Source organism: Polaromonas sp. P1_G1 (assembly GCF_056405595.1).
Genome location: NZ_JBFUBU010000016.1, coordinates 66,233 through 88,109 on the forward strand (window position 1 = coordinate 66,233; position 21,877 = coordinate 88,109).

Sequence of the window (21,877 nt, forward strand, 5' to 3'; positions counted from 1 at the left end):
CCCTGCGCCATGAAAACGCTGGAAGAACAGCTGGACGCCGCCGGGCTGCACGTCTTCGGCTGCTGCGAACGCCTGAGCGCCTACGGCCCCGACCTGCTGCAGACCTCGCAGCTGCTGCAGGACTTCACGCCCGCGGAGGCCGACATCCTGGGCGCCTCCATGCTGCTGGTGCGCGCCGAGCCGGGCCAGGTGATGATCCGCGAGGGTGAGGCCGGCGACTGGATGATGCTGATCCTCAAGGGCACGGTCGACGTCACCAAGCGCCTGGAGTCTGCGGCCGATGCAGCCCAGGCCGAGGCCGATGGCGGTGGCGGTGGCGGTGGCGGTGGCGGTGGCGGTGGCGAAGCGGCGGTGTCGCGCGTGGCGGTGGTGCGGGGCGGGGCGGCGATCGGCGATATGTCCATGCTCGACAGCGAGCCGCGCTACGCCACCTGCACCGCCATCGAGGCGGTCGAGGCCGGCGTCTGGGGCCGCCACGAAATCGCCCTGCTGATCCGCGACCATCCCGGCGTGGGCGCCAAGCTGTTGGTCAAGATCACGCAGATGATGGCGCAGCGCCTGCGCAACACCAGCAACCAGCTGGTGAAACTATTAAGGCGCTGACCCCCGCCCAGGCTCACTTCGTGTAGCCCGTACCCCCCTTCCAGGGGGCGGCGCCTGCGGCCCGGCAAAGCCGGTTCCGCGGCTGCCCGTTGGTAAATATCCCACTTCACACACAGTTCACACAAGCGCCTTGTAGCTCATCCTGACCTCACACACGCTTTGCACACTTCCCTTCGTTGTTCAAACGAAAGGAAGCCATGAAACAAAAACTCCTCGCGCTGGCCCTGGTGCTGGTCTTGCTGGTCCTCGCCTTGTTCCAGATCAGCGGCGTGGTGCACGACCGCCAGACCTACCGGCAGATCGCCATCCAGAGCGTGGCTCAGAGCCTGGCCGGCCCGCAGACTTTGACGGGCCCGCTGATCCATCGGGCTTGTACCGAGGAATGGGACGTCAAGTATGAGGGCAAGAAGGTGCAGACCGAGCGCCGTGAATTCCTGCTGGTGGCTGCACCGGCCTCCCTCACGCTCAAGGGCGRCAGCAAGCTCGAGGCGCGCGCCCGCGGCCTGCATGCGACGCAGGTGTTTAACCTCAAAGCCGACATCGTGGCCGAATGGGCCGACACCGAAGCGCTCAAGCCCGTGGCCGAGCATGCCGGCTCACGCATGAATTGCGGCCAGCCGCTGCTGATGATGGCTGTGTCCGACTCGCGCGGCATCCGGCATGCCAGCGTGAAAATCGGCGAGCAGGTGTTGGCGCTCAAACCGGGTACTTTTTACGGCAGCTACCCGCGCGGCGTGCACGCGCCGTTGCCCATCACCATGGTGGGCGCGGCGCCGCTGCAGGCACAACTGACGCTGGAGCTGGTGGGCACCGAAAGCATCTCAGTCGTGCCGCTGGGTGGCGACACCCGGGTGCAACTCACTTCCAACTGGCCGCACCCGAGTTTCGGCGGGCAGTTTTTGCCGGTGGACCGCAAAGTCACGGACGACGGCTTTGAGGCCAGTTGGCGCGTCAGCTCCCTGGCCAGCACCGCGCAGCAGGACGTGACGCAGGTGGATGCGGGCAAGCGCAAGGCCGTTTGCCCGTCTTACAGCGACGGCTCGGCCACCAACGGCTGCGTCGAGGCTTTCAACGTGACCTTTGTCGACCCTTCCAACACCTATGCGCTCAGTGACCGGGCCACCAAGTACGGCCTGTTGTTCATCGGCCTCACCTTTTTAGCGGTGGGGCTGTTCGAGTTCATGAAATCGCTGCGCGTGCATCCCATCCAGTACCTGCTGGTCGGCGCCGCGATGAGCATGTTTTTCCTGCTGCTGGTGAGCCTCTCGGAGCACATGCCTTTTGAAACCGCCTACGCCATTGCTTCGACGGCCTGCGTGCTGCTGCTCACCTTTTACGCCAGCCACATGCTGGGGCGCTGGTCGCGCGGCTTGCCCTTCGGCCTGGGCATCGCCACCCTGTACGGCATGCTGTTTGTGTTGTTACGGATGGAGCAAACCGCTTTGCTGCTCGGCGCCGTGGCCCTGTTCGCCGTGCTCGCCGCCATCATGATGCTGACGCGCCGTGTCGACTGGTACGCGCGCTTCAAGCAGGCCGACCCGGCCAAACCTGAGCCTGCGAAGGCGGCAGTGTGATGGGCGCGGCCAGGCTAGAAGTACAGCTCGACCCGCAGGCCGGGCCGGGTGTTGCTCACTACCATGCGGCCGCCATGCAGCTGCATGATCTGCCGCACGATGGCCAGCCCCAGGCCCGAACCCTTGGTGTGGCCGTCGGGGCGTACCGTCGAGAAGAAGCGTTCGCCCAGCCGGGGCAGGGCGTAGTCGGCCACGCCGGGACCGTTGTCCTGCACGGCGATGCGGTCCGGCCCGGCCTCCAGCGTGATGGTCGAGCCCTGGGGCGCGAACGAGCGCGCGTTTTCGAGCAGGTTGCTCAGCGCCAGGCCCAGCAGGCCGGGCTCCGCATGCACGCCGGCATGTTCCGGGCTGATTACGATTTTGACGACATGCTGGGCCCGGCCGCCGGCCGCCGCCTCAAAGGGGTGGAGGACGCCGGCCCACAAAAGGCGCTCGCGCTCTACCTGTGCATGGCGCTGCTCCAGCTTCGTCAGCTCGAGCATGCGGTCCACCAGCGCCTGCATGCGGGCGGACTGGGCCAGTACCTGCCCCGAAAACTCGCGGCGCGCGTCTTCGGGAAGCTCGTCCTGCAGCAGCTCGCCCGCGCCGCGAATCGCGGCGATCGGGCTCTTGAGCTCGTGCGTCAGCGCGCGCACGTAATCTTCTATGTACTCGTGGCCCTCGAGCTTCAGGCGCATGGCATCGACTGCCATGGCCAGCTCGCCAAGCTCGCCCGATATCTGCGGAACCGCGGGTTTGCCGCCCTGGCCGACGGCGTTGGCATAGCGGCGCAGCTTGCGAATGCTCCACACCACCCACAGCGTCACGGCCACACCGATGGCCAGCGACAGCACCAGCAACAGCGCGCCGCTTAGTAGGATTTTCCGCTCAGCCCGGTCGATGAAGGCCTGGATGGTGGACATCGGCTTGGCGACGGTCAGCACGCCGATGATCTTTCCGTCCCGCTGCACCGGCGCGGCCACGTACATCACCGAGGTGCGGTCGTCCTGCTGCACCTCGCGGGTGGCGCGCGCGCCGTATTCGCCGCGCAGGGTCAGGGCCACGTCGCGCCAGCGTGAATAGTCCTGGCCGGTCGCCACGTTCTCCGAGTCGAACACCACCTTGCCGCCCGCGTCGGTGATGTAGACGCGGAAGTCCAGCGACTGCTTGGCCAGGCCCCAGATCTGCGCGTCGATCGGCCGCCTGGCGTAGTTGCGCACATGACCGGCAAAGCGGCCTTCGGCAATGGCGCCGGCCGCCAGGTCGTCGCCGGCCAGCTCGGCCAGGATGTTGGCGGTGTCCACCATCATGTCTTCCATGACTTCGCGGACGCTGGGTTTCACTTCAGCCACAAAGACGCGCAGCGTGAAAACCGCCGCCAGCCCGGTGACCAGGAAAAATCCGAACAGCAGGCGTATGCCCAGGCGCATGTCAGCCGCCTTTGACGCGGTTTAGATCGAGGCAGTAGCCCATACCCCGGTGAGTCACGATGTAGTCGTGCTCTGGCGCTATTTCCTGCAGTTTGGCGCGCAAGGTCTTGATGTGGGTGTCCACCGTGCGGTCCGTGCTGTCCGAGTCCGTTCCCCAGACCGCGCCCAGCAAGTCGTCGCGCGAGCGGATGCGGTCGCGATGCCGCAGCAGGTCGGCCAGCAGGCCGAACTCGCGGCGCGTCAGGTTAAGCGGGCGGCCGTGCAGGCTCACGCGCTGGCCCGCGGGGTCGATCTCGAAAGGGTTGCCCGCAAGCGCTGGCGCGGGGGCCGGCATGCGCGCGCGCCGCAGCAGGCTGCGCACGCGCGCCAGCAGTTCGCGCGGGCTGAAGGGCTTGCTCACGTAGTCGTCGGCGCCCAGCTCCAGCCCCAGCACGCGGTCAATCTCCTCGCCCTGTGCGCTCAGAATCAGCACCGGCAGGCTGCCGGCGGCGCGCAGCTCGCGGCACAAGTCCAGGCCGCTGCCGTCGGGCAGGCCCACGTCGAGGATCACGGCGTCGGGCGGCTGCCGGCTGATCTGGGCGCGGGCATCGCTGAGCAGCAGGCTATGGGTGACGCTGAGGCCGTCGCGCTCCAGCGTGTAGATGATGGAGCGGGCAATCGCCGGGTCGTCTTCCACCAGCAGGATGCGCGCACCGGCCATCTGTGTTCAGGACCTGAGAATAGGGAACAGCTTACCCAGGCCGTCGGCCATCACCTCGACGGACAGCGCGGCCAGGATCAGGCCCATCAGCCGCGTCATCACGTTGATGCCGGTTTTGCCCAGCACGCGGGCAATCGGCTCTGCCAGCGAAAAGCAGATCGCGGTGGCCAGGGCGATCACGATGCCGTAGCCGACCAGCATGGACAGCTGCAGGGCGGTCTTGGCTTTTTCGGCATAGATCACGACCGTGGACATGGTGGCTGGACCGGTCAGCAGCGGGATGGTCAGCGGCACCACGGCGATGCTGGCGCCGCGCGCCGCCTTGGCCGCGCCGTCTTCCATTTCGTTGGTCTGGGGCTTGGCTTCGGCCGGCTGGGCGTTCAGCATGTTCATGGAGCTGATCAGCAGCAGCATGCCGCCGCCCACCTGGAAGCTGGCCAGCGAAATACTGAAGAAGTCGAGGATCTGCAGCCCCAGCAGCGCGCTGATCGCAATCACGACAAAGGCCGTGAAAGAGGCCACCAGCACGGTTCGGCGGCGCTGCTCGTCGGAAAAATCCTGCGTGTAGTGGATGAAGAAGGGCACGATGGCCAGCGGGTTGACGATGGCCAGCAGCGTGACAAGCGGTTTGAAATCCATCTAGCGGCCTCCTGCTACATCCAGCAATGCGCCGGTTGTGTAGCCCGCATTGTCCCCCAGCAACCAGACAATCGAGGCGGCGACCTCGTTGGCGGTACCTGGACGCTGCATGGGCACCTGGGGCGCCAGGTCGCGGGCGCGGTCGGGCAGGCCGCCCGAGGCGTGGATGTCGGTGTCAATGATGCCGGGGCGCACGGCGTTCACGCGTATGCCCTCGGTGGCGACTTCCTTGGCCAGCCCGACGGTGAAGGTGTCGATGGCGCCCTTGGCGGACGCGTAGTCCACATACTGGCCCGGGGCGCCCAGCCGCGCCGCCGCGCTGGAGACGTTGACGATGGAGCCGCCCGCGCCGCCGTGGCGGGTGCTCATGCGCTTGACGGCTTCGCGCGCGCAGAGGAAGGAGCCGAACACATTGATCTCGAACATACGCCGCAGCCGCGCCAGGGTCATGGCGTCGACGCGAGTGGTGCGGTCCACCACGCCGGCGTTGTTGACCAGGCCGTCCAGCCGGCCGAGCTTGGCATCCACTTTCTCGAACATCGCCAGCACCTGCGCCTCATCGGCCACGTCGGCCTGGACCGTGATGGCCTGGCCGCCGGCCTGGCGGATCTGCCGCACCACTTCATCGGCCGCCAGCGAATTGCTGGCGTAGTTGACAGCCACCGCCCAGCCCTGGCGCGCCGCCAGCAGGGCCGACGCCGCGCCTATGCCGCGCGAACCGCCCGTGATCAGAACAACTTTTGACAAACCACACCTCCAGCAAAAAATGGCAATCCCGGTTAAAAACAGGGGCTTGGCGGATCAATGTACCCTAAGCCGTACCTTGTGCAACGCCCGGCCGCCCGGCGGCGCGTAGCCCCATCCAGAGACCCTGACGGAGACAAACTTGAGCACCACCATTGATTACTATTTCACCCCGCAAAGCCCCTGGACCTACCTGGGCCACGAGCGCTTTGCGCAAATTGCCCGCGCGGCGGGCGCCACCGTGCGGGTGTTGCCCATAGACCTGGGCGGCAAGGTGTTCCCGATCTCCGGCGGGTTGCCGCTGGGCCAGCGCGCGCCGCAGCGCCAGGCCTACCGGCTGCTGGAGCTGCAGCGCTATTCGGACTACCTGCATGCGCCGCTGAACCTCAAGCCCAAGTACTTCCCGGTCTCCGGCGACGATGCCTCACGCCTCATCATCGCGGTGGACATGCATGACGGCAGCGAGGCCGCGATGAAAATCGGCGGCGCGATCTTCAGCGCCGTATGGGTGCGTGAACGCCACATCGCCGACGAAAAGGTGCTGGCCGAGCTGCTCGCCGAATGCGGCATGCCCGCCGAGCGGCTGGAGCAGTCCTTCAGCCAGGCGGTACAGGAGCGCTATGAGGCCAACACCCAGCAGGCGATTGACGCCGGCGTGTTCGGCGCGCCCAGCTATGTCGTGAACGGCGAACTGTTCTGGGGCCAGGACCGGCTTGATTTCGTCGAGCGCAAACTGATGGCGGGCGCGTAGCGGTTCGCCGGTTGATTCAGTCATCCATCGCACATCCATTCTTGAAGGAGCATCACACCATGGGCCAATTCATCCAACTCACCGCGGCCGACGGTTTTTCCGTGCCGGCCTATGTCGCCAAACCCGAAGGCAAGCCGCGCGGCGGTGTTGTGGTGGTGCAGGAAATCTTCGGCGTCAATTCGCACATCCGCGCCGTCACCGACCGTTTCGCGGAACAGGGCTACCTGGCGGTTGCGCCCGCCACCTTTGAGCGCGTCAAGCCCGGCGTCGACATGGGCTACAGCGAAGAAGACATGAAAGCCGGTTTCGAGCTCAAAACCGCCGTCAGCGCCTTGCCCGGCGCCGGCGTGTTGCAAGACCTGCAGGCGGCGATCGACCATGCGGCCAAGGCCGGCGGCGGCAAGGTCGGCATCATCGGCTTTTGCTGGGGCGGCCTGCTGACCTGGCGCGCGGCCTGCCTGCTGGACGGGCTCTCGGCGGCGATCCCCTATTACGGCGGCGGCATCACGGCCGAGGAAGAGATCGAGCGCCAGCCCAAGTGCCCCGTCATGGCCCACTTCGGCGACCAGGATCACTGGATTCCCATGGAAGGCATTGAGGCTTTCACCAAGGCGCATCCCGAGGTCGAGGTGCATGTCTACCCGGCCAACCACGGCTTTAACTGCGACCAGCGCGGCTCCTACAACGAGGCGGCGGCCAAGCTGGCGCGTGAGCGTTCGCTGGCCTTCTTCGCCGCGAAGCTGGCCTGAATATGCGTGGCGCGTTTGCAGCAGCCCTCGTCCTGGCGGCATGCGCCATGCCGGGCTTCGCGGCCGACTATGCCGGGCCGCTGTTTGACACGCACCTGCATTACAACGAGGAGGCGTGGAACGGCAACAGTGGTCCACATTCGCCGGCCGACGTGCTGGCGCGCATGCAGCGCAACGGTGTCAAGGCCATCGTCGCCAATTCGCGGCCCAACGACGGCACCAAGTCGCTGGCCGCCATGCCCGAGACGCGCAAGGCCGGCGTCACCGTTGTGCCTTTCATCCGGCTGTACCGCAACCGCGCCGACTACGACAACTGGTTTCGCGATGAGTCCATCTACGAAATGGTGCAGGCCGAGTTCGCGCGCGGCGTGGCCGGCGACCAGGCCGGGCCGTACAAAGGCATAGGCGAATTCCACCTCTACGACAGCGCCAACGCCAACGGCCCGGTGGCACGCAAGCTGATGCAGTTTGCCGCGAAGAACAAACTCGCGGTGCTGGCGCATGTGGACGACACGGCCATCGACCTGTTGATGGCCCACGCGCCCGATGCGCGGCTGGTGTGGGCGCACACCGGCATAGGCGGCGCGCCGGTGGCGCGGGTTGATGCGCTGCTGGGCAAATACCCGCAGCTTATGGGCGAGCTGTCTTACCGTCCGGGCCTGACCTGTGACGCTGGAAAGCTGTGTCCCGAATGGCGCGCGCTGCTGCTCAAGTATCCGGGCCGTTTCATGGTCGGCTCCGACACCTGGGTCAACCAGCGGTGGCTGTATTACGACGAACTCATGAAGGGCTACCGGGCCTGGCTGGGCGATTTGCCCGCTGATGTGGCGCGAAAAATAGCCTGGGGCAATGCGGCCGGTATCTTTGGTGTCACGGCACAATAGCTTGATGTATCAACTCCATTTTTCTCCAAGCTCTGCCGCCATGGCCCCCCACATCCTGCTCCAGGAGCTGGGTGTTCCGTTTGAAAAAATCCTGGTCGACACCAGCACGGGCGCGCACCGCTCGGAGGCCTACCGCAAGCTCAACCCCAACGGCCTGATCCCGACGCTGGTCGATGGCGATCTGGTGCTCTACGAAACCGCCGCGATCTGCATGCACCTGTGCGACAGGCACCCCGAGGCCGGCCTGGCCCCGGCGCTGGGCACAGCGGAGCGCGCGCATTTCTACAAGTGGCTGGTCTGGCTGACCAATACCGTGCAGTCCACCCTGATCATTTATTTCTACACCGACCGATGGATGGATGCGGGCAACAGCGCGGGCGTGGCCGAACTGAAGTCGCATGCCGAGGCCAAGGTCGGCCTGATGCTGGACCAGCTGGACGCGGAGCTCGCCCGGCTGGAAAAAACGCAGGACCAGCCCTGGCTGCTGGGCGCGAACTATTCTGCGGTGGACATCTACACGCTGACCTTGTGCCGCTGGACGCGCAACTTCGCCTCCAAGCCGGCGCGTGACCGCGCATATCTCGGCACTTACTTGAAGCGTGCGCTGGCACGCCCCGCGGTGATCAAGGCTTTTGAGGCCGAAGGGCTGGCCCAGCCCTGGGTCTGAGGCGGAGCCACTCACAAAACCCTCCTGGCGTTGTTGCGCCGCCTTGCCGTACTGGTGTACTGTCTGCGGCGACGCGCCTAGCCAGGACCGCTTCGCTGGATTTTGTAAGCGGCTCTTGGGAGTGGGGAGTCTACTTCGGCGGGTTCTCGTTCTGTGCCTGCTCGATCTGGGCCACCAGCTTTTCCGGGTCGGTGTCTTCCTTGAGGATGCGAACGTCCGGGTCGGGGGTGTCGGCGCCCACTTTTTTGGCGATGCGTTCCAGCATCTGGATCATCTTGGTGTTTTCCTGCTCCGTCAGCAGGTTGATCTGCAGGTCGAGTTGGTTGCGCCTGTCGCTAACGCGCAGTTCGTAGTTCTGGCTGATCAGGATGAAGGACGACAGGAAAATCGCTTCGAGCGACACCACCAGCGTGAGGAAGGTGAAGGGGTAGGGGTCCCAATGCGCCAACCCCGGCCAGGTGTTGAAGGCAATCCAGCATGTGAAGGCGGCCACATGCAGCCAGACAAAAGGCATGGAGCCGCAGAAGCCGGCGATAAAGGCGGCCATGCGGTCGGCGCGGCTGCGGTTGGCCATCGCCATTTCTTCCACGCGCCGCATGGACTGAACGTTTTCACGGGTGAGGTCGTCCGCGCAGACCTTGGGCGGGGTCTTCCCGCTGAAGCGGTTTTTCATGTGTCCTCCTTTCGCAGGGCGGCGCGGGCGGGGGATCAGCGCTGTGCCAGCCCTCGCGCGAGGTACAGGGCGTCAGGCACTGCGGCGCCGCTGGCTGTATTGTCGAAGACGCACCAGACCGAGGCGTCAGACGCCGCCGCGCGTTTGAGCCGGACAAGCAGCGCATCGAGCACGTCCGGCGCATAGGCCGAGTAATACATGCGCGGTGAGCCGTGCAAGCGCACATAGACCAGGGCCGGGTCGCCGCCGGGCGCGCGGCCCGCGTCGAACAGCACCGGGTCGGCCAGCACGCGGCCGATCTTCAGTTCTTTCAGCAGGTTGTCGGCCGGCGCCGTGAACCAGCTCGCGTGGCGTGGCTCCAGCGCGACGTCGCCGGCGTGGCGCCGACGCAGCCCGGCCAGAAAATCGCCGGCCGAGGCCGCGTCGAAAGCCAGGCTGGGCGGTAGTTGCACCAGCAGGCAGCCGAGCTTTTCGCCAAGGCAATTGACCTGCTCAAGGAAGGCGTCCAGCAGGCTTTCGCCGCCGCGCAGGCGTTTTTCATGGGTGAGGGTCTTGGGCAGCTTGACGGAAAAGCGGAAATCCTCGGGAACGCTGCCGGCCCAGCGTGCGTAGGTGGCCGGCTGGTGCGGGCGGTAAAAGGAGGAGTTGATCTCCACCGCGTTAAAGCGCGCGGCATAGCGCTGCAGATGGCTGCCGCCCTCTGGAAATTCCGGCCAGGTTTCGCGCGGCAGGCTCCAGCCTGCGCAGCCTACCCGCACGCCTGCGATTGCGCTGGGCCGGGTGCCGGGCTGCATGGGGGACTCTTGTGTCAGTACTGGCCGCGCTGGCGCATGTCGCTGCGCAGGCGGTCGAGCTGGTAGCCGGCGTCGCGCACCGCGTAGCGGGCTTCTTCAATGCGGCGGTCCGAGCGCGAAAGCTGCTCGCGCAGCGTGCGCTTGCGGTCATCGGCGGTTTTGCTGTCACGCAGCTCCGCCTCCATCTGGTCCTGTTCGCGCTGCAGCCGCGCCAGGTTTTTGCGAGCCTCCTGGTCGCGCCAGGCGATGCCGTGGATGTTGCGGAAGTTCTGGTCCATGGGCGCGGGGCACACACCCTCGTAACTGTTGCCGGCCAGGCCTTCGTTGAGGGCATTGGCCGGCTGGCAGTAGCTTTGCAGGCCCTGCGTGCGGCCCGCGCGGTAAACGGCCACATTCACGGGCACGCCGGCCTTGCTGCAGGACTCGTAGTAGTCGGCGGCGCGGTCGGTGCGGCCGCGGCTGYCGTCCTGCACGCCGAGCTGGCGCCAGTCGGCGGTGGCGCATTCGGCGGGGCTCAGGCTTTCGCAGCCGGCCAGCAGCGCCGAGACCGCCAGCACGACCGGCCAGGCCGCTCGCGGCAGGGAAGCGCCAGCGAAGAAGAGGCGGGTGAAGGCAGCGGGCATGGCGGTGTCTCCTGCGAATGGACTGGGGATTGCGGCGCGCCTATCCGCGGGTGCGGGCTATGTATTGCTTGCGCCAGAACACTGTCCCGACCACGGCGACGATCAGGACCATGAAGCCGAAGGTCCACCAGAAACCCTTGCTGGTGTGGAGAAATGGCATGAACTCGAAATTCATGCCGAAGAAACCGGTGATCAGGTTCAGCGGCAGGAAGATGGCGGTCAGCGCCGTGAGCGTGCGCATGATGTCGTTGGTGCGATTGCTTTGCGCCGAAAAATGCATCTGCACGGCGGTCTCGGCGCTTTGCTCCATGCGGCGCACATGGTGGACCACGCGCTCGATGTGCTCCAGAACGTCGCGCGAGCGCACTTTCAACAGTTCGCGTTCGCGCACCGCGGCGGGCGTCACACCCTCGGGCCAGGTTTCCACGGAGTCGATCCAGTCCTGCACGGCCGAACGCTGGTCCTCGCAGATTTCGTCCAGTTGGTGCATGGCCAGCCGCGCGTCGAGCACCGAGCTCCAGTTGGTAAAGCGCGTGCCGGGCCGGAGCAGTTCGGACTGCCAGTGGTCGAGCTGGCGTGTGAGTTCGCGCCTGAGTTCCAGGTAGCCGTCCACGATCTGGTTGACGATGCGCAGCATCATGTCGGCGGGGCTGGCGGGCAGCTTGACGCCGCTGGAGCGCGACTCGGCCGTGGTGGCGTTCAGCAGCCGTGACGCGTAGGCATCGCGTACCACGCAATCGGCGGGATGCACCGTCAGCAGCAACTTGTCGAACACAGCGAAGCCGACGGGGCTGGTGTCTATGCGCTTGAGCACCGGCGGCCCGCCGCGTTTCATGCGCTCCTGCAGCGGTTCGCCGGGCCGACCGGGATCGGTCTCGGTCTGGCCGGCCGCCAGGCGGCGGAACACCAGGATGTCGTACTGCGAGGTGTAGTCGTAGTGCGAGGGCAATTGGTTGTTCAGCAGGTCGGAGACATGCAGGTCCACCAGCTGGGTGCCGCACAGCAGTTGCAGGCTGGCCTGGATCTGGGCCTGCAGCACCTCGAACTCGCGGCGGGCGCAGGCGACCCAGACAAAGCCCTGGGCGGGCAGTTGGGTCGGCAGGGCGTCTGTCTCGGTGACCCCAGGGCTGCCGCCGGCGCTGATGGTGAAAACGCGCACCGCTCAGCCTTGCTGCAGCTTGCGGGCGGCGTCGATGGCGAAATAAGTCAGCACACCGTCGGCGCCGGCGCGCTTGAAGGCCAGCAGACTTTCCATCATGACGGCATCGTGGTCCAGCCAGCCGTTCTGCGCGGCGGCTTTCATCATGGCGTATTCGCCGCTGACCTGGTAGGCGAAGGTGGGCACCTTGAACTCGTCCTTCACGCGGCGCACGATGTCCAGGTAGGGCATGCCGGGCTTGACCATCACCATGTCGGCGCCTTCGGCGATGTCCATGGCCACCTCGCGCAAGGCTTCGTCGCTGTTGCCCGGGTCCATCTGGTAGACCTTTTTGTCGGCCTTGCCGAGGTTGCCGGCCGAGCCGACCGCATCGCGAAAGGGACCGTAGAAGGCGCTCGCGTATTTGGCGCTGTAGGCCATGATGCGGGTGTGGATCAGCTTTTTTGCTTCCAGCGCCTGGCGGATGGCGCCGATGCGGCCGTCCATCATGTCGCTGGGCGCGACCATGTCGACGCCGGCCTCGGCCTGGCACATCGCCTGCCTGACCAGCATCGCCACTGTCTCTTCATTCAGGATGTAACCATTTTCGTCAGGCAGGCCGTCCTGGCCGTGCGTGGTGAAAGGGTCCAGTGCGACATCGGTCATCACGCCCAGGCCGGGGAAATTCTTCTTGAGTTCGCGCACCACGCGCGGAATCAAGCCGTCTGGGTTGGTGGCCTCCTTGCCGTCGTAGGTCTTGAGCGAGGCGTCTACCACCGGGAACAGCGCCATCACCGGGATGCCCAGCTTCACGCACTCTTCGGCCATCGGCAGCAACAAGTCCAGGCTCAAGCGTTCAACCCCGGGCATGGAGGCCACCGGCTGGCGCTGCTGTTTGCCGTCCACCACAAATACCGGATAAATCAGGTCGCTTGAGGTAAGTGTGTGCTCGCGCACCAGATTGCGGGTAAAGGCATCGCGGCGCAGGCGACGGGGGCGGCCCGCCGGAAAGGGGGCGAAGTTGGAGGCGTGGAAAGTCATGGGCAAATTGTGCCAAAGCTTTAGCAAGCTGTTCACTGTTTAAACGCGGCCCGCTGAAACCGGGAAGGGCTTTTACGAACGCCATGAAGCACCTGGCGCGCGGTCCTGCCTGGGTTGCGCTTGTCCAGCTTTACATGAAAGTTTCTTAGGTTACTTATTAAATCATTGCCAAGGGCCGACGGCGGTGGTTAGAATTAATACGTGTGGTTACCAATTTGGCAGCTACATCCCGCTTTTCCTCCCTGAGCGGGGCCTTTGCGTGTGACAGCAAAAAGGCTTGCCAGCCCGGTGGCCCAGTGCCCCGGGCATTTTTTTGCCCGGCGCATTCATAAATCCGTTTGCCGGGCGAATCGCTGCGTTGCCGCGGTGCTCGCAATCCTCATGGACTTGAGTCCATTCCGGTTGCTGTGCTCCGGGCGCCTTGCGCTTCATCCCGGTAAACGGATTTCTGAACGCGCCGTAGCGTCCTTCGCCAATCCTGCAGCGAGACCGGGTGCTGACGGGTATGCGGACTAAACTAGCTTCATGCTCTGGGTCAAATCACTCCATATCGTTTTTATCGCCAGCTGGTTTGCCGGGCTGTTTTATTTGCCGCGCATTTTTGTGAACCTAGCGATGGTGCCACCGGAAAGTGTGGCGGAGCGTGAGCGGCTGGTCCTGATGGCGCGCAAGCTGATGCGATTCACGACCATCCTGGCCGTGCCGGCGCTGGTTTTTGGCCTGTGGCTGTACCTGGGTTACGGCATAGGCCGCGGACCGGGCAACGGCTGGATGCATGCCAAGCTGGCTGTGGTGGCGCTGGTGATCGGCTACCACCACGCCTGCGGCCGCCTGCTGGCAAAGTTCGTCGCCAACCGCAATACGCGCAGCCACAAGTGGTTTCGCTGGTTCAATGAAGTGCCGGTGCTGTTGTTATTAGCGGCAGTCATCCTGGTCGTTGTGAAGCCCTTTTAGGATCACCAACCGGGCATCACAGTGAAGAAGGCCCCCCCCAACCCAGCAGACGCGGGCGAACCGGCTTCGCCGGGCGCCTTGCGTCGCCCCCTGCAAGGGGGGAAGGAACTACACGAAGCGCAGCGAAGTGAGAACGACGGGGGTGCGCCACATCCAGGGGGTGTGCACAGAACGGCTGCTTGGCCGCTCGCATTGGCCGCCATCTGCCTGATTGTTTACGCCAGCCTTTATCCCTTCGCGGACTGGCGCGACCAGGGCATTTCTCCCTTTCGCTTCCTGACGGCGCCGCTGCCGCAGTACTGGACGGGTTTTGACGTGGGCGCCAACCTGCTGGGTTACGCGCCGCTGGGTTTTTTACTGGCGCTGTCGGCCTTGCGCAGCCGGCGCGTGTCCTGGGCGGTGACGGTGGCGGTGCTGGCCTGCGGCCTGCTGTCGCTGGCGATGGAGACGCTGCAAAGCTATCTGCCGTCGCGTATCCCCTCCAATGTCGACCTGCTGCTCAATACGCTGGGCGCCTGGCTGGGCGCGTGTTTTGCCTGGACCCTGGAGAAAGCCGGCGTGGTGGACCGCTGGGGCCGCTTTCGGGCGCGCTGGTTTGCCCACGACGCGCGGGGTGCGCTGGTGCTGCTGCTGCTCTGGCCGCTGGCCCTGCTGTTTCCGGCGTCCGTGCCCATGGGCCTGGGGCAGGTCTTCGAGCGGCTGGAGGCGGCCCTGGCCGATGTTCTGACGGACACCCCTTTCCTGCAGTGGATGCCGGTGCGCGATGTGGAGCTGCAGCCCCTGGTGCCTATCGCCGAGCTGATCTGCGTGGCGCTGGGTGCGCTGATTCCCTGCCTGCTTGGCTATTGCGTGATCCGCACGCTCTGGCAACGGGCGGCGTTTTCGGCGGCGGCGATTGCGGTGGGTATTGGCGCGTCGGCGCTGTCCGCCGCCCTGAGTTACGGGCCTGACCACGCCTGGGCCTGGCTGGACATCCCGGTGCAGGCTGGCATTGGCCTGGCGGCCGTGTTGGCGCTGCTGCTGCTGGCGGTGCCGCGCCGGGCCGCGGCGGCGCTCGCGCTGCTGGCGCTGGCCATCCATCTGGGGCTGCTCAACCAGGCGCCCGCGGACCCCTACTTCGCGCAGACGCTGCAGACCTGGGAGCAAGGCCGCTTCATCCGTTTTCACGGGGTGGTGCAGTGGCTGGGCTGGCTCTGGCCGTATGCGGCCTTGCTCTACGTGCTGGTGCGGCTGTCGGGCCGCGAACCGCGGGCTTGATGCCGCAATCGCCGTCTTCTGCTACTATCGCAGCGCGATCTCCCTCAAGAGTTGCCGTAAGCGTTTACGTCAATCAACGCGCCTACCACCGCCGGCCATGCCGGGCGTGTGTTTTCCCTTCGGCCTTCCGGCTGCGGGAAAGGCGCCTTGACTGGACGGCTTATGGAAACATCTATGAACTCTTCGAAATCTTCGTCGCGCACCCTTTTCGGTTTAGCCAAGCTCCCCGCACGCAGCGCGCGCTGGGTCACACCTTTGCTGCTATCGCTTTTCATGACTTGCATCGTCTCCCTCATCAGCACGCTCAAGGGCGTGGGCATCGCGCCCGGTGTCCTGCGCACCTGGCTGGGCGCCTGGGCTATCTCCTGGGTCATTGCTTTCCCGACCTTGCTGCTGCTTCTCCCGCTGGTTAAGAAGGCGACGGCCTTCGTCGTCGAGGCCGCCTGAGCCTGCGGAACATATCGAACACAACATCCTCTAAAGTCACTGCATGCCTGAACAAAATTCCTATTACGAACGCCATATCTTCTTTTGCCTGAACCAGCGTGCCAACGGTGAAGACTGCTGCGCCGACCACCGCGCGCAGGAAGGCTTTGATCGCTGCAAGTCGCAGGTCAAGGCCGCCGGGCTCGCCGGGCCGGGCAAGGTGCGGGTCAACAAGGCCGGCTGCCTGGACCGCTGCGCTGCCGGCCCGGTGGCCGTGGTCTACCCGGAAGCAGTCTGGTACACCTATGTGGACGCCAGCGACATCGATGAAATCGTCGAGTCGCATCTCAAGAACGGCAAGGTGGTTGAGCGCCTGCTCACACCCGCGCACCTGGGGCGCTAGGCCTCTCGATCGAAAGTGTTTCCGTGAACTCCCAAACCCAAAAATCCATCATCGAGGGCCCGGTGGGCGCGCTTGAGGTCGCACTGGACCTTCCCGCCGGCGCTTCGCGCGGCGTGGCGGTCATCGCACATCCGCATCCGCTGTTTGCCGGCACCATGGACAACAAGGTGGTGCAGACGCTGGCGCGAGCCTTTGTGCACTGCGGATGGACGGCGGTGCGCTTTAACTTTCGCGGCGTGGGCGGCAGCGCCGGCAGCCACGACGAAGGGCGGGGCGAGCTCGRGGATTTGCTGGCGGTGGTGGAGCACGCCGCGCCGGCAAGCGCCGCGCAGCCGCTGGCGCTTGCCGGATTTTCCTTCGGCGCCTTCGTCACCACGCATGCATTCCAGCGCCTGGCCGCCAGCCGCGACATCGAAAAGCTGGTGCTGGTCGGTACCAGCGTGACCCGTGCGCCGGCCGCGCCGATTGACGAGACTGCGCACCTCAAGACCCTGGTCGTGCACGGAGAGCAGGACGACACCGTTCTGCTCTCCGCCGTGCTCGACTGGGCGCGCCCGCAGGCGCTGCCTGTTACGGTTGTCCCCGGGGGCGGCCATTTCTTTCATGGACAATTGCCCCTGTTGAAAAATCTCGTGGTTCGCCACCTGTCTTCGCCCCCAGCCTGACCCGCGCCGCCAGACCTTTCGTTCAATTCCTACTTTTCAGCGATACCTCCAATGCAAGCTTCCCTCAAGGCTCTCCGACCCATCCAGGGCCTGCGCGCCTTCACCGCCGCCGTTTTCCTGGTTTTCTCCGCGGTGCTGCCGCTGGCGCACGCCCAGGTGCCGCAAGCGCCGGAAATCGCCGCGCGCTCCTATTTGCTGCTGGATGTGACCGCCAACCAGATACTGGCCGCCAAGGACATCGACTCCCCGGTCGAACCGGCTTCGCTGACCAAGCTGATGACCGAATACCTGGTGTTCGACGCGCTCAAGTCCAAGAAGATCAACCTCAAGCAGACCTTTGGCGTCAGCGAACGCGCCTGGAAAATGCCGGGCTCGCGCATGTTTATCGACCCGAAAATGCAGGTGCCCGTCGAGGACCTCATCAAGGGCATGGTGGTGCAGTCGGGCAATGACGCCACCATGGCGCTGGCTGAAGGCGTGGGCGGCACGGCCGAGCATTTCGTGCAGCTCATGAACGAGCAGGCCAAGGCCCTGGGCATGAAATCGACTTCCTACAAGAACCCCGAAGGCCTGACAGAACCCGGCCACACCACCACGGCGCGCGACTTGAGCATCCTGGCCACGCGCCTGATGACGGATTTCCCCGATTACATCGGCTATTCGGCTATCAAGAAATACCGCTATCCCGGCACGCCGGCGGCCAATGACACCAACCGCAATACCCTGCTGTTCCGCGACCCGACCGTGGACGGCCTCAAAACCGGCCATACCGACGCCGCCGGCTACTGCATGATCGCCACGGCCAAGCGCGACTTTCCCAACCTGGGCGCGGCCGGCGCGCCGGGCGGCCGGCGCCTGCTGGCCATCGTGCTGGGCACGTCCAGCGACAGCGCGCGCGCCAACGAATCGCAGAAACTGCTGAACTGGGGCTATACCGCCTATGAAGCCGTGAAGCTGTTTGACGCCGGTCAGGCCGTAGTTACGCCGTCCGTCTGGAAGGGCAAGTCGTCCACCGTGAAGCTGGGCCGCCCCCAGGCCATCGTGGTGGCCGTCGCGGCCGGTAGCGCGCCCAAGGTCAAAACCCAGGTGGCCCGACCCGACCCGCTGGTCGCTCCATTCACCAAAGGGCAGGCGCTCGGCACGCTCAAGGTGATGCTGGGCGACAACCCGGCGCCGGTGGCCGAAGTGCCGCTGGTCGCTCTGGAAACGGTGGAAGAGGCCGGCATTCTGGGCCGCGCCTGGGATGCCATCCGGCTCTGGATTAAATAGCTTCTGCGGCGATTTAACCGGAGTGTGCGCTAACATTCATTGGGGCTGAGCTCGTAAGGGCTGCAAAACCCGGGAAAAGCGTTGGGTTTGCGAGGCTCTGTCTACGGACAGGCTTGGCACTCGTCGCCTTTTGCTTGAGCGTTTTCCCTAACCGGTTTATACTAGAAGGCTTTTCCGCTTTCATGGCGGGAAATATTTGTGGCCGTATCAACACGGTAAATCAGTTTTCAGACGTTTAGGGACGTTTTCAATGCCAACCATTAATCAGTTAGTCCGTCAGGGGCGCGAGGTCGAAAAGATCAAGTCCAAGAGCCCTGCGATGGAGAATTCTCCGCAGCGCCGCGGTGTGTGCACCCGTGTGTACACCACGACGCCTAAAAAGCCCAATTCCGCTCTGCGTAAGGTCGCCAAAGTGCGCCTGACCAACGGTTTTGAAATCATTTCCTACATCGGCGGCGAAGGCCACAACCTGCAGGAACACAGCGTGGTGCTGGTTCGTGGCGGTCGTGTCAAGGACTTGCCCGGTGTGCGTTACCACATCGTCCGTGGTTCGCTCGATTTGCAAGGCGTGAAAGACCGCAAGCAGTCGCGCTCCAAGTACGGTGCGAAGAAGCCAAAGGCCAAATAAGCCAAACCGGCTCGGGGTTTTCTCTTCACTGAGAGCTCGCGCCAGAAGAAGTTGTCACGGAAGTCTGTGATAGTTCTTCAAAAGCAGGTGTTTCACTCGCCCTGGCAGGTGTTTGAAACGAAGTGACCCAAGCGCAAATAGTTGTGCCGGTCGAGTAAGTGAGGGTTTTGATAACTCTCGCGGTGTTGCCAAAGGCAATGCCAACTGAAGCAAAGAGGTGAAAAAATGCCACGTCGTCGCGAAGTCCCTAAACGTGAAATTCTTCCTGATCCGAAATTTGGTGATGTTGATCTCGCCAAGTTCATGAACGTGATCATGCAAGGCGGCAAAAAGGCCGTCGCAGAGCGCATCATTTATGGCGCGCTCGACTTTATCGAGAAAAAGAACCCCGGCAAAGATCCGCTCGAGGCCTTCCACATGGCCATCGGCAACATCAAGCCCATGGTTGAAGTGAAGTCCCGCCGCGTCGGCGGCGCCAACTACCAGGTGCCGGTTGAAGTGCGTCCCGTCCGCCGTATGGCTCTCGCCATGCGCTGGTTGAAGGAAGCCGCCAAGAAGCGTGGCGAGAAGTCCATGTCCCTGCGCCTGGCCAATGAGCTGATGGAAGCAACCGAAGGCCGCGGCGGTGCCATGAAAAAGCGTGACGAAGTTCACCGCATGGCAGAAGCCAACAAGGCGTTCAGCCACTTCCGCTTCTAATTTTCGATTGCAGTATTTGCTGCGCTGAATTGACGGGTTGCCGGGCGGCTTCAAGGTGATGTCATCTTGATTGCCGACGGTTCAACCCCAGTTTCTGCCAGCCGGGTGTCGTGCACAACATCACTTCCGGCCGGCAGACGCGTAGAAAAAATGAAAGATGCCCGGGTGCCGGGCAGTCTTTCAACGAGTCTTTGTTCGTAACCCCGAACTGAAAGTAATTTATGTCCCGCGCTACCCCCATTTCACAATACCGCAACATCGRCATTTCCGCGCACATTGATGCCGGCAAGACGACCACCACCGAGCGGATCCTTTTTTACACCGGCGTGAACCACAAGATTGGTGAAGTGCACGACGGCGCGGCCACCATGGACTGGATGGAGCAAGAGCAGGAGCGCGGCATCACGATCACCTCCGCCGCCACGACCTGCTTCTGGAAAGGCATGGACACGTCCCTGCCCGAGCACCGCATCAACATCATCGACACCCCGGGCCACGTGGACTTCACCATCGAGGTGGAGCGTTCCATGCGCGTGCTTGACGGCGCCTGCATGGTGTATTGCGCCGTGGGCGGCGTCCAGCCCCAGTCCGAAACCGTCTGGCGCCAGGCCAACAAGTACAAGGTTCCCCGCCTCGCGTTCGTCAACAAGATGGACCGCACCGGCGCGAACTTTTTCAAGGTCGTCGAGCAGATGAAGCTGCGCCTGAAGGCCAGCCCCGTGCCCATGGTGATCCCCATCGGCGCCGAAGAAAACTTCACCGGCGTGGTCGATCTGCTGAAAATGAAGGCCATCATCTGGGACGAAGCTTCGCAAGGCATGAAGTTCACCTACAGCGACATCCCCGCCGAGCTCGTCGAGTTGGCCAAGGAATGGCGCGAGAAAATGGTCGAAGCCGCTGCTGAGTCTTCCGAAGAACTCATGAACAAGTACCTTGAAGAAGGCGACCTGACCGAAGCCGAAATCAAGCTGGGCATCCGCACGCGTACCATCGCCAGCGAAATCCAGCCGATGTACTGCGGTTCCGCCTTCAAGAACAAGGGCGTGCAGCGCATGCTGGACGCTGTGATTGAATTCATGCCGTCGCCTATCGACATTCCACCCGTCAAGGGCATGGACGAAGACGAAGCGCCCGTCACCCGCAAGGCCGACGACGAAGAGAAGTTCTCCGCGCTGGCGTTCAAGCTGATGACCGACCCGTTTGTGGGTCAGCTGACTTTCGTGCGCGTTTACTCCGGCGTCCTGAAAAAAGGCGACAGCGTTTACAACCCGATCAAGGGCAAGAAAGAGCGTATCGGCCGTATTGTGCACATGCACGCCAACAASCGYGAAGAAGTSAGCGAAATCCGCGCCGGCGACATTGCGGCCTGCGTGGGCCTCAAAGATGTGACCACCGGCGAAACCCTGTGCGATCCCGATGCCATCGTCATGCTCGAGCGCATGGTGTTCCCTGAGCCTGTGATTACCCAGGCCGTGGAACCCAAGACCAAGGCCGACCAGGAAAAAATGGGYATCGCWCTGCAGCGYATGGCMCAGGAAGATCCTTCKTTCCGCGTCAAGACCGACGAAGAGTCCGGCCAGACCCTGATCGCTGGTATGGGCGAGCTGCATCTGGAAATTATTGTCGACCGCATGAAGCGCGAATTCGGCGTGGAAGCCAACGTGGGCAAGCCGCAAGTGGCTTACCGCGAAACCATCCGCAAGACGGTGGAAGACGCTGAAGGCAAGTTCGTGCGCCAGTCCGGCGGCAAGGGCCAGTACGGCCACGTCGTGCTCAAGATCGAACCCAACGAAGCCGGCAAGGGCATCGAGTTCATCGACGCCATCAAGGGTGGTGTGGTTCCTCGCGAATACATCCCCGCGGTCGAAAAGGGCATCAACGAAGCCGTCACGTCCGGCGTGCTGGCSGGCTACCCGGTGGTCGACGTCAAGGTCACGCTGCACTTCGGTTCGTACCACGATGTGGACTCGAACGAGCTGGCCTTCAAGATGGCTGCCATCTTCGGTTTCAAGGAAGGCTGCCGCAAGGCCGGCCCCGTGATTCTGGAGCCCATGATGGCCGTTGAAGTGGAAACGCCTGAAGACTACGCCGGCAACGTGATGGGCGATCTGTCCTCACGCCGCGGCATGGTGCAGGGCATGGAAGACATGGTCGGTGGCGGCAAGGCCATCAAGGCTGAAGTGCCCCTGTCTGAAATGTTCGGCTATTCGACGACGCTGCGTTCGATGTCGCAGGGCCGTGCAACGTACTCCATGGAGTTCAAGCACTACTCTGAAGCCCCGCGCAACGTGTCGGAAGCCATCATGGCTTCGCGCGCCAAGTAAAAAAACGGTGCCGGTTCCGCAAGGGCCCGGCACCATCCTTTCTTGTCTGCGATTGTGTGCCCCTCACTGCCCGTGGTGAGGGAATCAGCAATACAGTGCAGACGTTAAACCGTACACGGGCATGTTCTTTATCTGGAGAGAAAAATGGCAAAAGGCAAATTTGAGCGGACCAAGCCGCACGTCAACGTAGGCACGATCGGCCACGTGGACCATGGCAAGACGACGCTGACGGCGGCGATCACGACCGTTCTGGCGTCCAAGTT

26 protein-coding genes are annotated in these 21,877 nt (G+C 63.9%); 16 read left to right on the top strand and 10 right to left on the bottom strand.

Translation table 11 applies throughout. The features are described 5' to 3' along the window. Positions 1-9 precede the first annotated feature (9 nt). On the top strand, positions 10-603 hold the full coding sequence (locus AC1D1Y_RS10340; protein ID WP_477682257.1) for a Crp/Fnr family transcriptional regulator: 594 nt from the start codon (positions 10-12) through the stop codon (positions 601-603). Between the two features lie 197 nt (positions 604-800). Beyond that, positions 801-2,177 carry a cell envelope integrity protein CreD gene (gene creD / locus AC1D1Y_RS10345; RefSeq protein ID WP_477682258.1) on the top strand — a complete coding sequence of 459 codons (1,377 nt, stop codon included), beginning with the start codon at positions 801-803 and terminating at the stop codon, positions 2,175-2,177. A 14-nt stretch (positions 2,178-2,191) separates the two neighbouring features. On the opposite strand, the gene creC is transcribed toward creD, so the two are convergent. Genes creC through AC1D1Y_RS10365 form a run of 4 tightly spaced genes read right to left on the bottom strand, consistent with a single transcriptional unit; the run spans position 2,192 to position 5,672 of the window. Further along, positions 2,192-3,586: a two-component system sensor histidine kinase CreC gene (creC, locus tag AC1D1Y_RS10350; protein ID WP_477682259.1), complete on the bottom strand. Its 1,395-nt coding sequence runs from the start codon at positions 3,584-3,586 to the stop codon at positions 2,192-2,194. Between the two features lies 1 nt (position 3,587). After that, positions 3,588-4,286: a two-component system response regulator CreB gene (creB, locus tag AC1D1Y_RS10355; RefSeq protein ID WP_477682260.1), complete on the bottom strand. Its 699-nt coding sequence runs from the start codon at positions 4,284-4,286 to the stop codon at positions 3,588-3,590. A 6-nt stretch (positions 4,287-4,292) separates the two neighbouring features. Beyond that, the gene (locus AC1D1Y_RS10360; RefSeq protein ID WP_436155785.1) at positions 4,293-4,925 is read right to left on the bottom strand and encodes a MarC family protein; all 633 of its coding nucleotides are present in this window, start codon (positions 4,923-4,925) and stop codon (positions 4,293-4,295) included. After that, complete coding sequence (locus AC1D1Y_RS10365) at positions 4,926-5,672, bottom strand: SDR family oxidoreductase (protein ID WP_477682261.1); 747 nt, start codon at positions 5,670-5,672, stop codon at positions 4,926-4,928. 139 nt (positions 5,673-5,811) lie between these two features. Here AC1D1Y_RS10365 and AC1D1Y_RS10370 point away from each other — a divergent pair, with 139 nt between their 5' ends. From AC1D1Y_RS10370 to AC1D1Y_RS10385, 4 genes are read left to right on the top strand one after another with little or no spacing between them, the layout of a single operon-like run. Next, positions 5,812-6,420 carry a DsbA family protein gene (locus tag AC1D1Y_RS10370; RefSeq protein WP_477682262.1) on the top strand — a complete coding sequence of 203 codons (609 nt, stop codon included), beginning with the start codon at positions 5,812-5,814 and terminating at the stop codon, positions 6,418-6,420. Positions 6,421-6,479: 59 nt separating this feature from the next. Beyond that, positions 6,480-7,169, top strand: a complete 690-nt coding sequence (locus tag AC1D1Y_RS10375; protein ID WP_477682263.1) for a dienelactone hydrolase family protein — start codon at positions 6,480-6,482, stop codon at positions 7,167-7,169. 2 nt (positions 7,170-7,171) lie between these two features. Beyond that, complete coding sequence (locus AC1D1Y_RS10380) at positions 7,172-8,053, top strand: amidohydrolase family protein (RefSeq protein WP_477682264.1); 882 nt, start codon at positions 7,172-7,174, stop codon at positions 8,051-8,053. A 4-nt stretch (positions 8,054-8,057) separates the two neighbouring features. Then, positions 8,058-8,720, top strand: a complete 663-nt coding sequence (locus AC1D1Y_RS10385) for a glutathione S-transferase family protein (protein ID WP_477682265.1) — start codon at positions 8,058-8,060, stop codon at positions 8,718-8,720. 130 nt (positions 8,721-8,850) lie between these two features. On the opposite strand, the gene AC1D1Y_RS10390 is transcribed toward AC1D1Y_RS10385, so the two are convergent. The 5 genes from AC1D1Y_RS10390 to hemB are packed head-to-tail and all read right to left on the bottom strand — an operon-like array spanning position 8,851 to position 12,989. Further along, positions 8,851-9,393, bottom strand: coding sequence for a DUF1003 domain-containing protein (locus tag AC1D1Y_RS10390; protein WP_477682266.1), 543 nt, complete (start codon positions 9,391-9,393; stop codon positions 8,851-8,853). A 35-nt stretch (positions 9,394-9,428) separates the two neighbouring features. Continuing rightward, complete coding sequence (locus AC1D1Y_RS10395; RefSeq protein ID WP_477682267.1) at positions 9,429-10,187, bottom strand: DUF72 domain-containing protein; 759 nt, start codon at positions 10,185-10,187, stop codon at positions 9,429-9,431. A 14-nt stretch (positions 10,188-10,201) separates the two neighbouring features. Beyond that, the gene (locus AC1D1Y_RS10400) at positions 10,202-10,810 is read right to left on the bottom strand and encodes a DUF2799 domain-containing protein (protein ID WP_477682268.1); all 609 of its coding nucleotides are present in this window, start codon (positions 10,808-10,810) and stop codon (positions 10,202-10,204) included. A 40-nt stretch (positions 10,811-10,850) separates the two neighbouring features. Then, positions 10,851-11,969, bottom strand: a complete 1,119-nt coding sequence (locus AC1D1Y_RS10405) for a magnesium transporter CorA family protein (protein ID WP_477682269.1) — start codon at positions 11,967-11,969, stop codon at positions 10,851-10,853. A gap of 3 nt (positions 11,970-11,972) precedes the next feature. Beyond that, positions 11,973-12,989 (bottom strand): porphobilinogen synthase, encoded by a 1,017-nt coding sequence (hemB, locus tag AC1D1Y_RS10410; protein ID WP_477682270.1) that lies wholly within the window; start codon positions 12,987-12,989, stop codon positions 11,973-11,975. Positions 12,990-13,514: 525 nt separating this feature from the next. Here hemB and AC1D1Y_RS10415 point away from each other — a divergent pair. Both AC1D1Y_RS10415 and AC1D1Y_RS10420 read left to right on the top strand, forming a co-directional pair. After that, entirely contained in the window at positions 13,515-13,943 is a 429-nt protein-coding gene (locus tag AC1D1Y_RS10415) for a CopD family protein (RefSeq protein WP_477682271.1), read from the top strand. Between the two features lie 162 nt (positions 13,944-14,105). Next, on the top strand, positions 14,106-15,200 hold the full coding sequence (locus AC1D1Y_RS10420) for a VanZ family protein (RefSeq protein WP_477682272.1): 1,095 nt from the start codon (positions 14,106-14,108) through the stop codon (positions 15,198-15,200). Positions 15,201-15,244: 44 nt separating this feature from the next. On the opposite strand, the gene AC1D1Y_RS10425 is transcribed toward AC1D1Y_RS10420, so the two are convergent. Further along, positions 15,245-15,484, bottom strand: a complete 240-nt coding sequence (locus AC1D1Y_RS10425; protein WP_477682273.1) for a hypothetical protein — start codon at positions 15,482-15,484, stop codon at positions 15,245-15,247. Between AC1D1Y_RS10425 and AC1D1Y_RS10430 the strand changes: the two genes are divergently transcribed. The 8 genes from AC1D1Y_RS10430 to AC1D1Y_RS10465 all read left to right on the top strand — a co-directional run. Further along, a complete protein-coding gene (locus AC1D1Y_RS10430; RefSeq protein ID WP_477682274.1) occupies positions 15,474-15,647 on the top strand; it encodes a DUF2798 domain-containing protein in 174 nt (57 codons plus the stop codon). The genes AC1D1Y_RS10425 and AC1D1Y_RS10430 overlap by 11 nt on opposite strands. Before the next feature lie 43 nt (positions 15,648-15,690). After that, a complete protein-coding gene (locus AC1D1Y_RS10435; protein WP_477654288.1) occupies positions 15,691-16,029 on the top strand; it encodes a (2Fe-2S) ferredoxin domain-containing protein in 339 nt (112 codons plus the stop codon). 23 nt (positions 16,030-16,052) lie between these two features. Then, the gene (locus tag AC1D1Y_RS10440; RefSeq protein ID WP_477682275.1) at positions 16,053-16,694 is read left to right on the top strand and encodes an alpha/beta hydrolase; all 642 of its coding nucleotides are present in this window, start codon (positions 16,053-16,055) and stop codon (positions 16,692-16,694) included. Positions 16,695-16,745: 51 nt separating this feature from the next. Further along, the gene (locus AC1D1Y_RS10445; protein WP_477682276.1) at positions 16,746-17,963 is read left to right on the top strand and encodes a D-alanyl-D-alanine carboxypeptidase family protein; all 1,218 of its coding nucleotides are present in this window, start codon (positions 16,746-16,748) and stop codon (positions 17,961-17,963) included. 250 nt (positions 17,964-18,213) lie between these two features. Beyond that, positions 18,214-18,591: a 30S ribosomal protein S12 gene (rpsL, locus tag AC1D1Y_RS10450; protein WP_092130055.1), complete on the top strand. Its 378-nt coding sequence runs from the start codon at positions 18,214-18,216 to the stop codon at positions 18,589-18,591. Between the two features lie 225 nt (positions 18,592-18,816). Beyond that, positions 18,817-19,290, top strand: coding sequence for a 30S ribosomal protein S7 (gene rpsG, locus AC1D1Y_RS10455; RefSeq protein WP_011481226.1), 474 nt, complete (start codon positions 18,817-18,819; stop codon positions 19,288-19,290). Between the two features lie 221 nt (positions 19,291-19,511). Next, positions 19,512-21,614: an elongation factor G gene (gene fusA / locus AC1D1Y_RS10460; protein WP_477682277.1), complete on the top strand. Its 2,103-nt coding sequence runs from the start codon at positions 19,512-19,514 to the stop codon at positions 21,612-21,614. Positions 21,615-21,758: 144 nt separating this feature from the next. Continuing rightward, positions 21,759-21,877 (top strand): GTP-binding protein (locus AC1D1Y_RS10465; protein WP_332776921.1); only part of this gene is annotated, 119 nt, incomplete at its 3' end.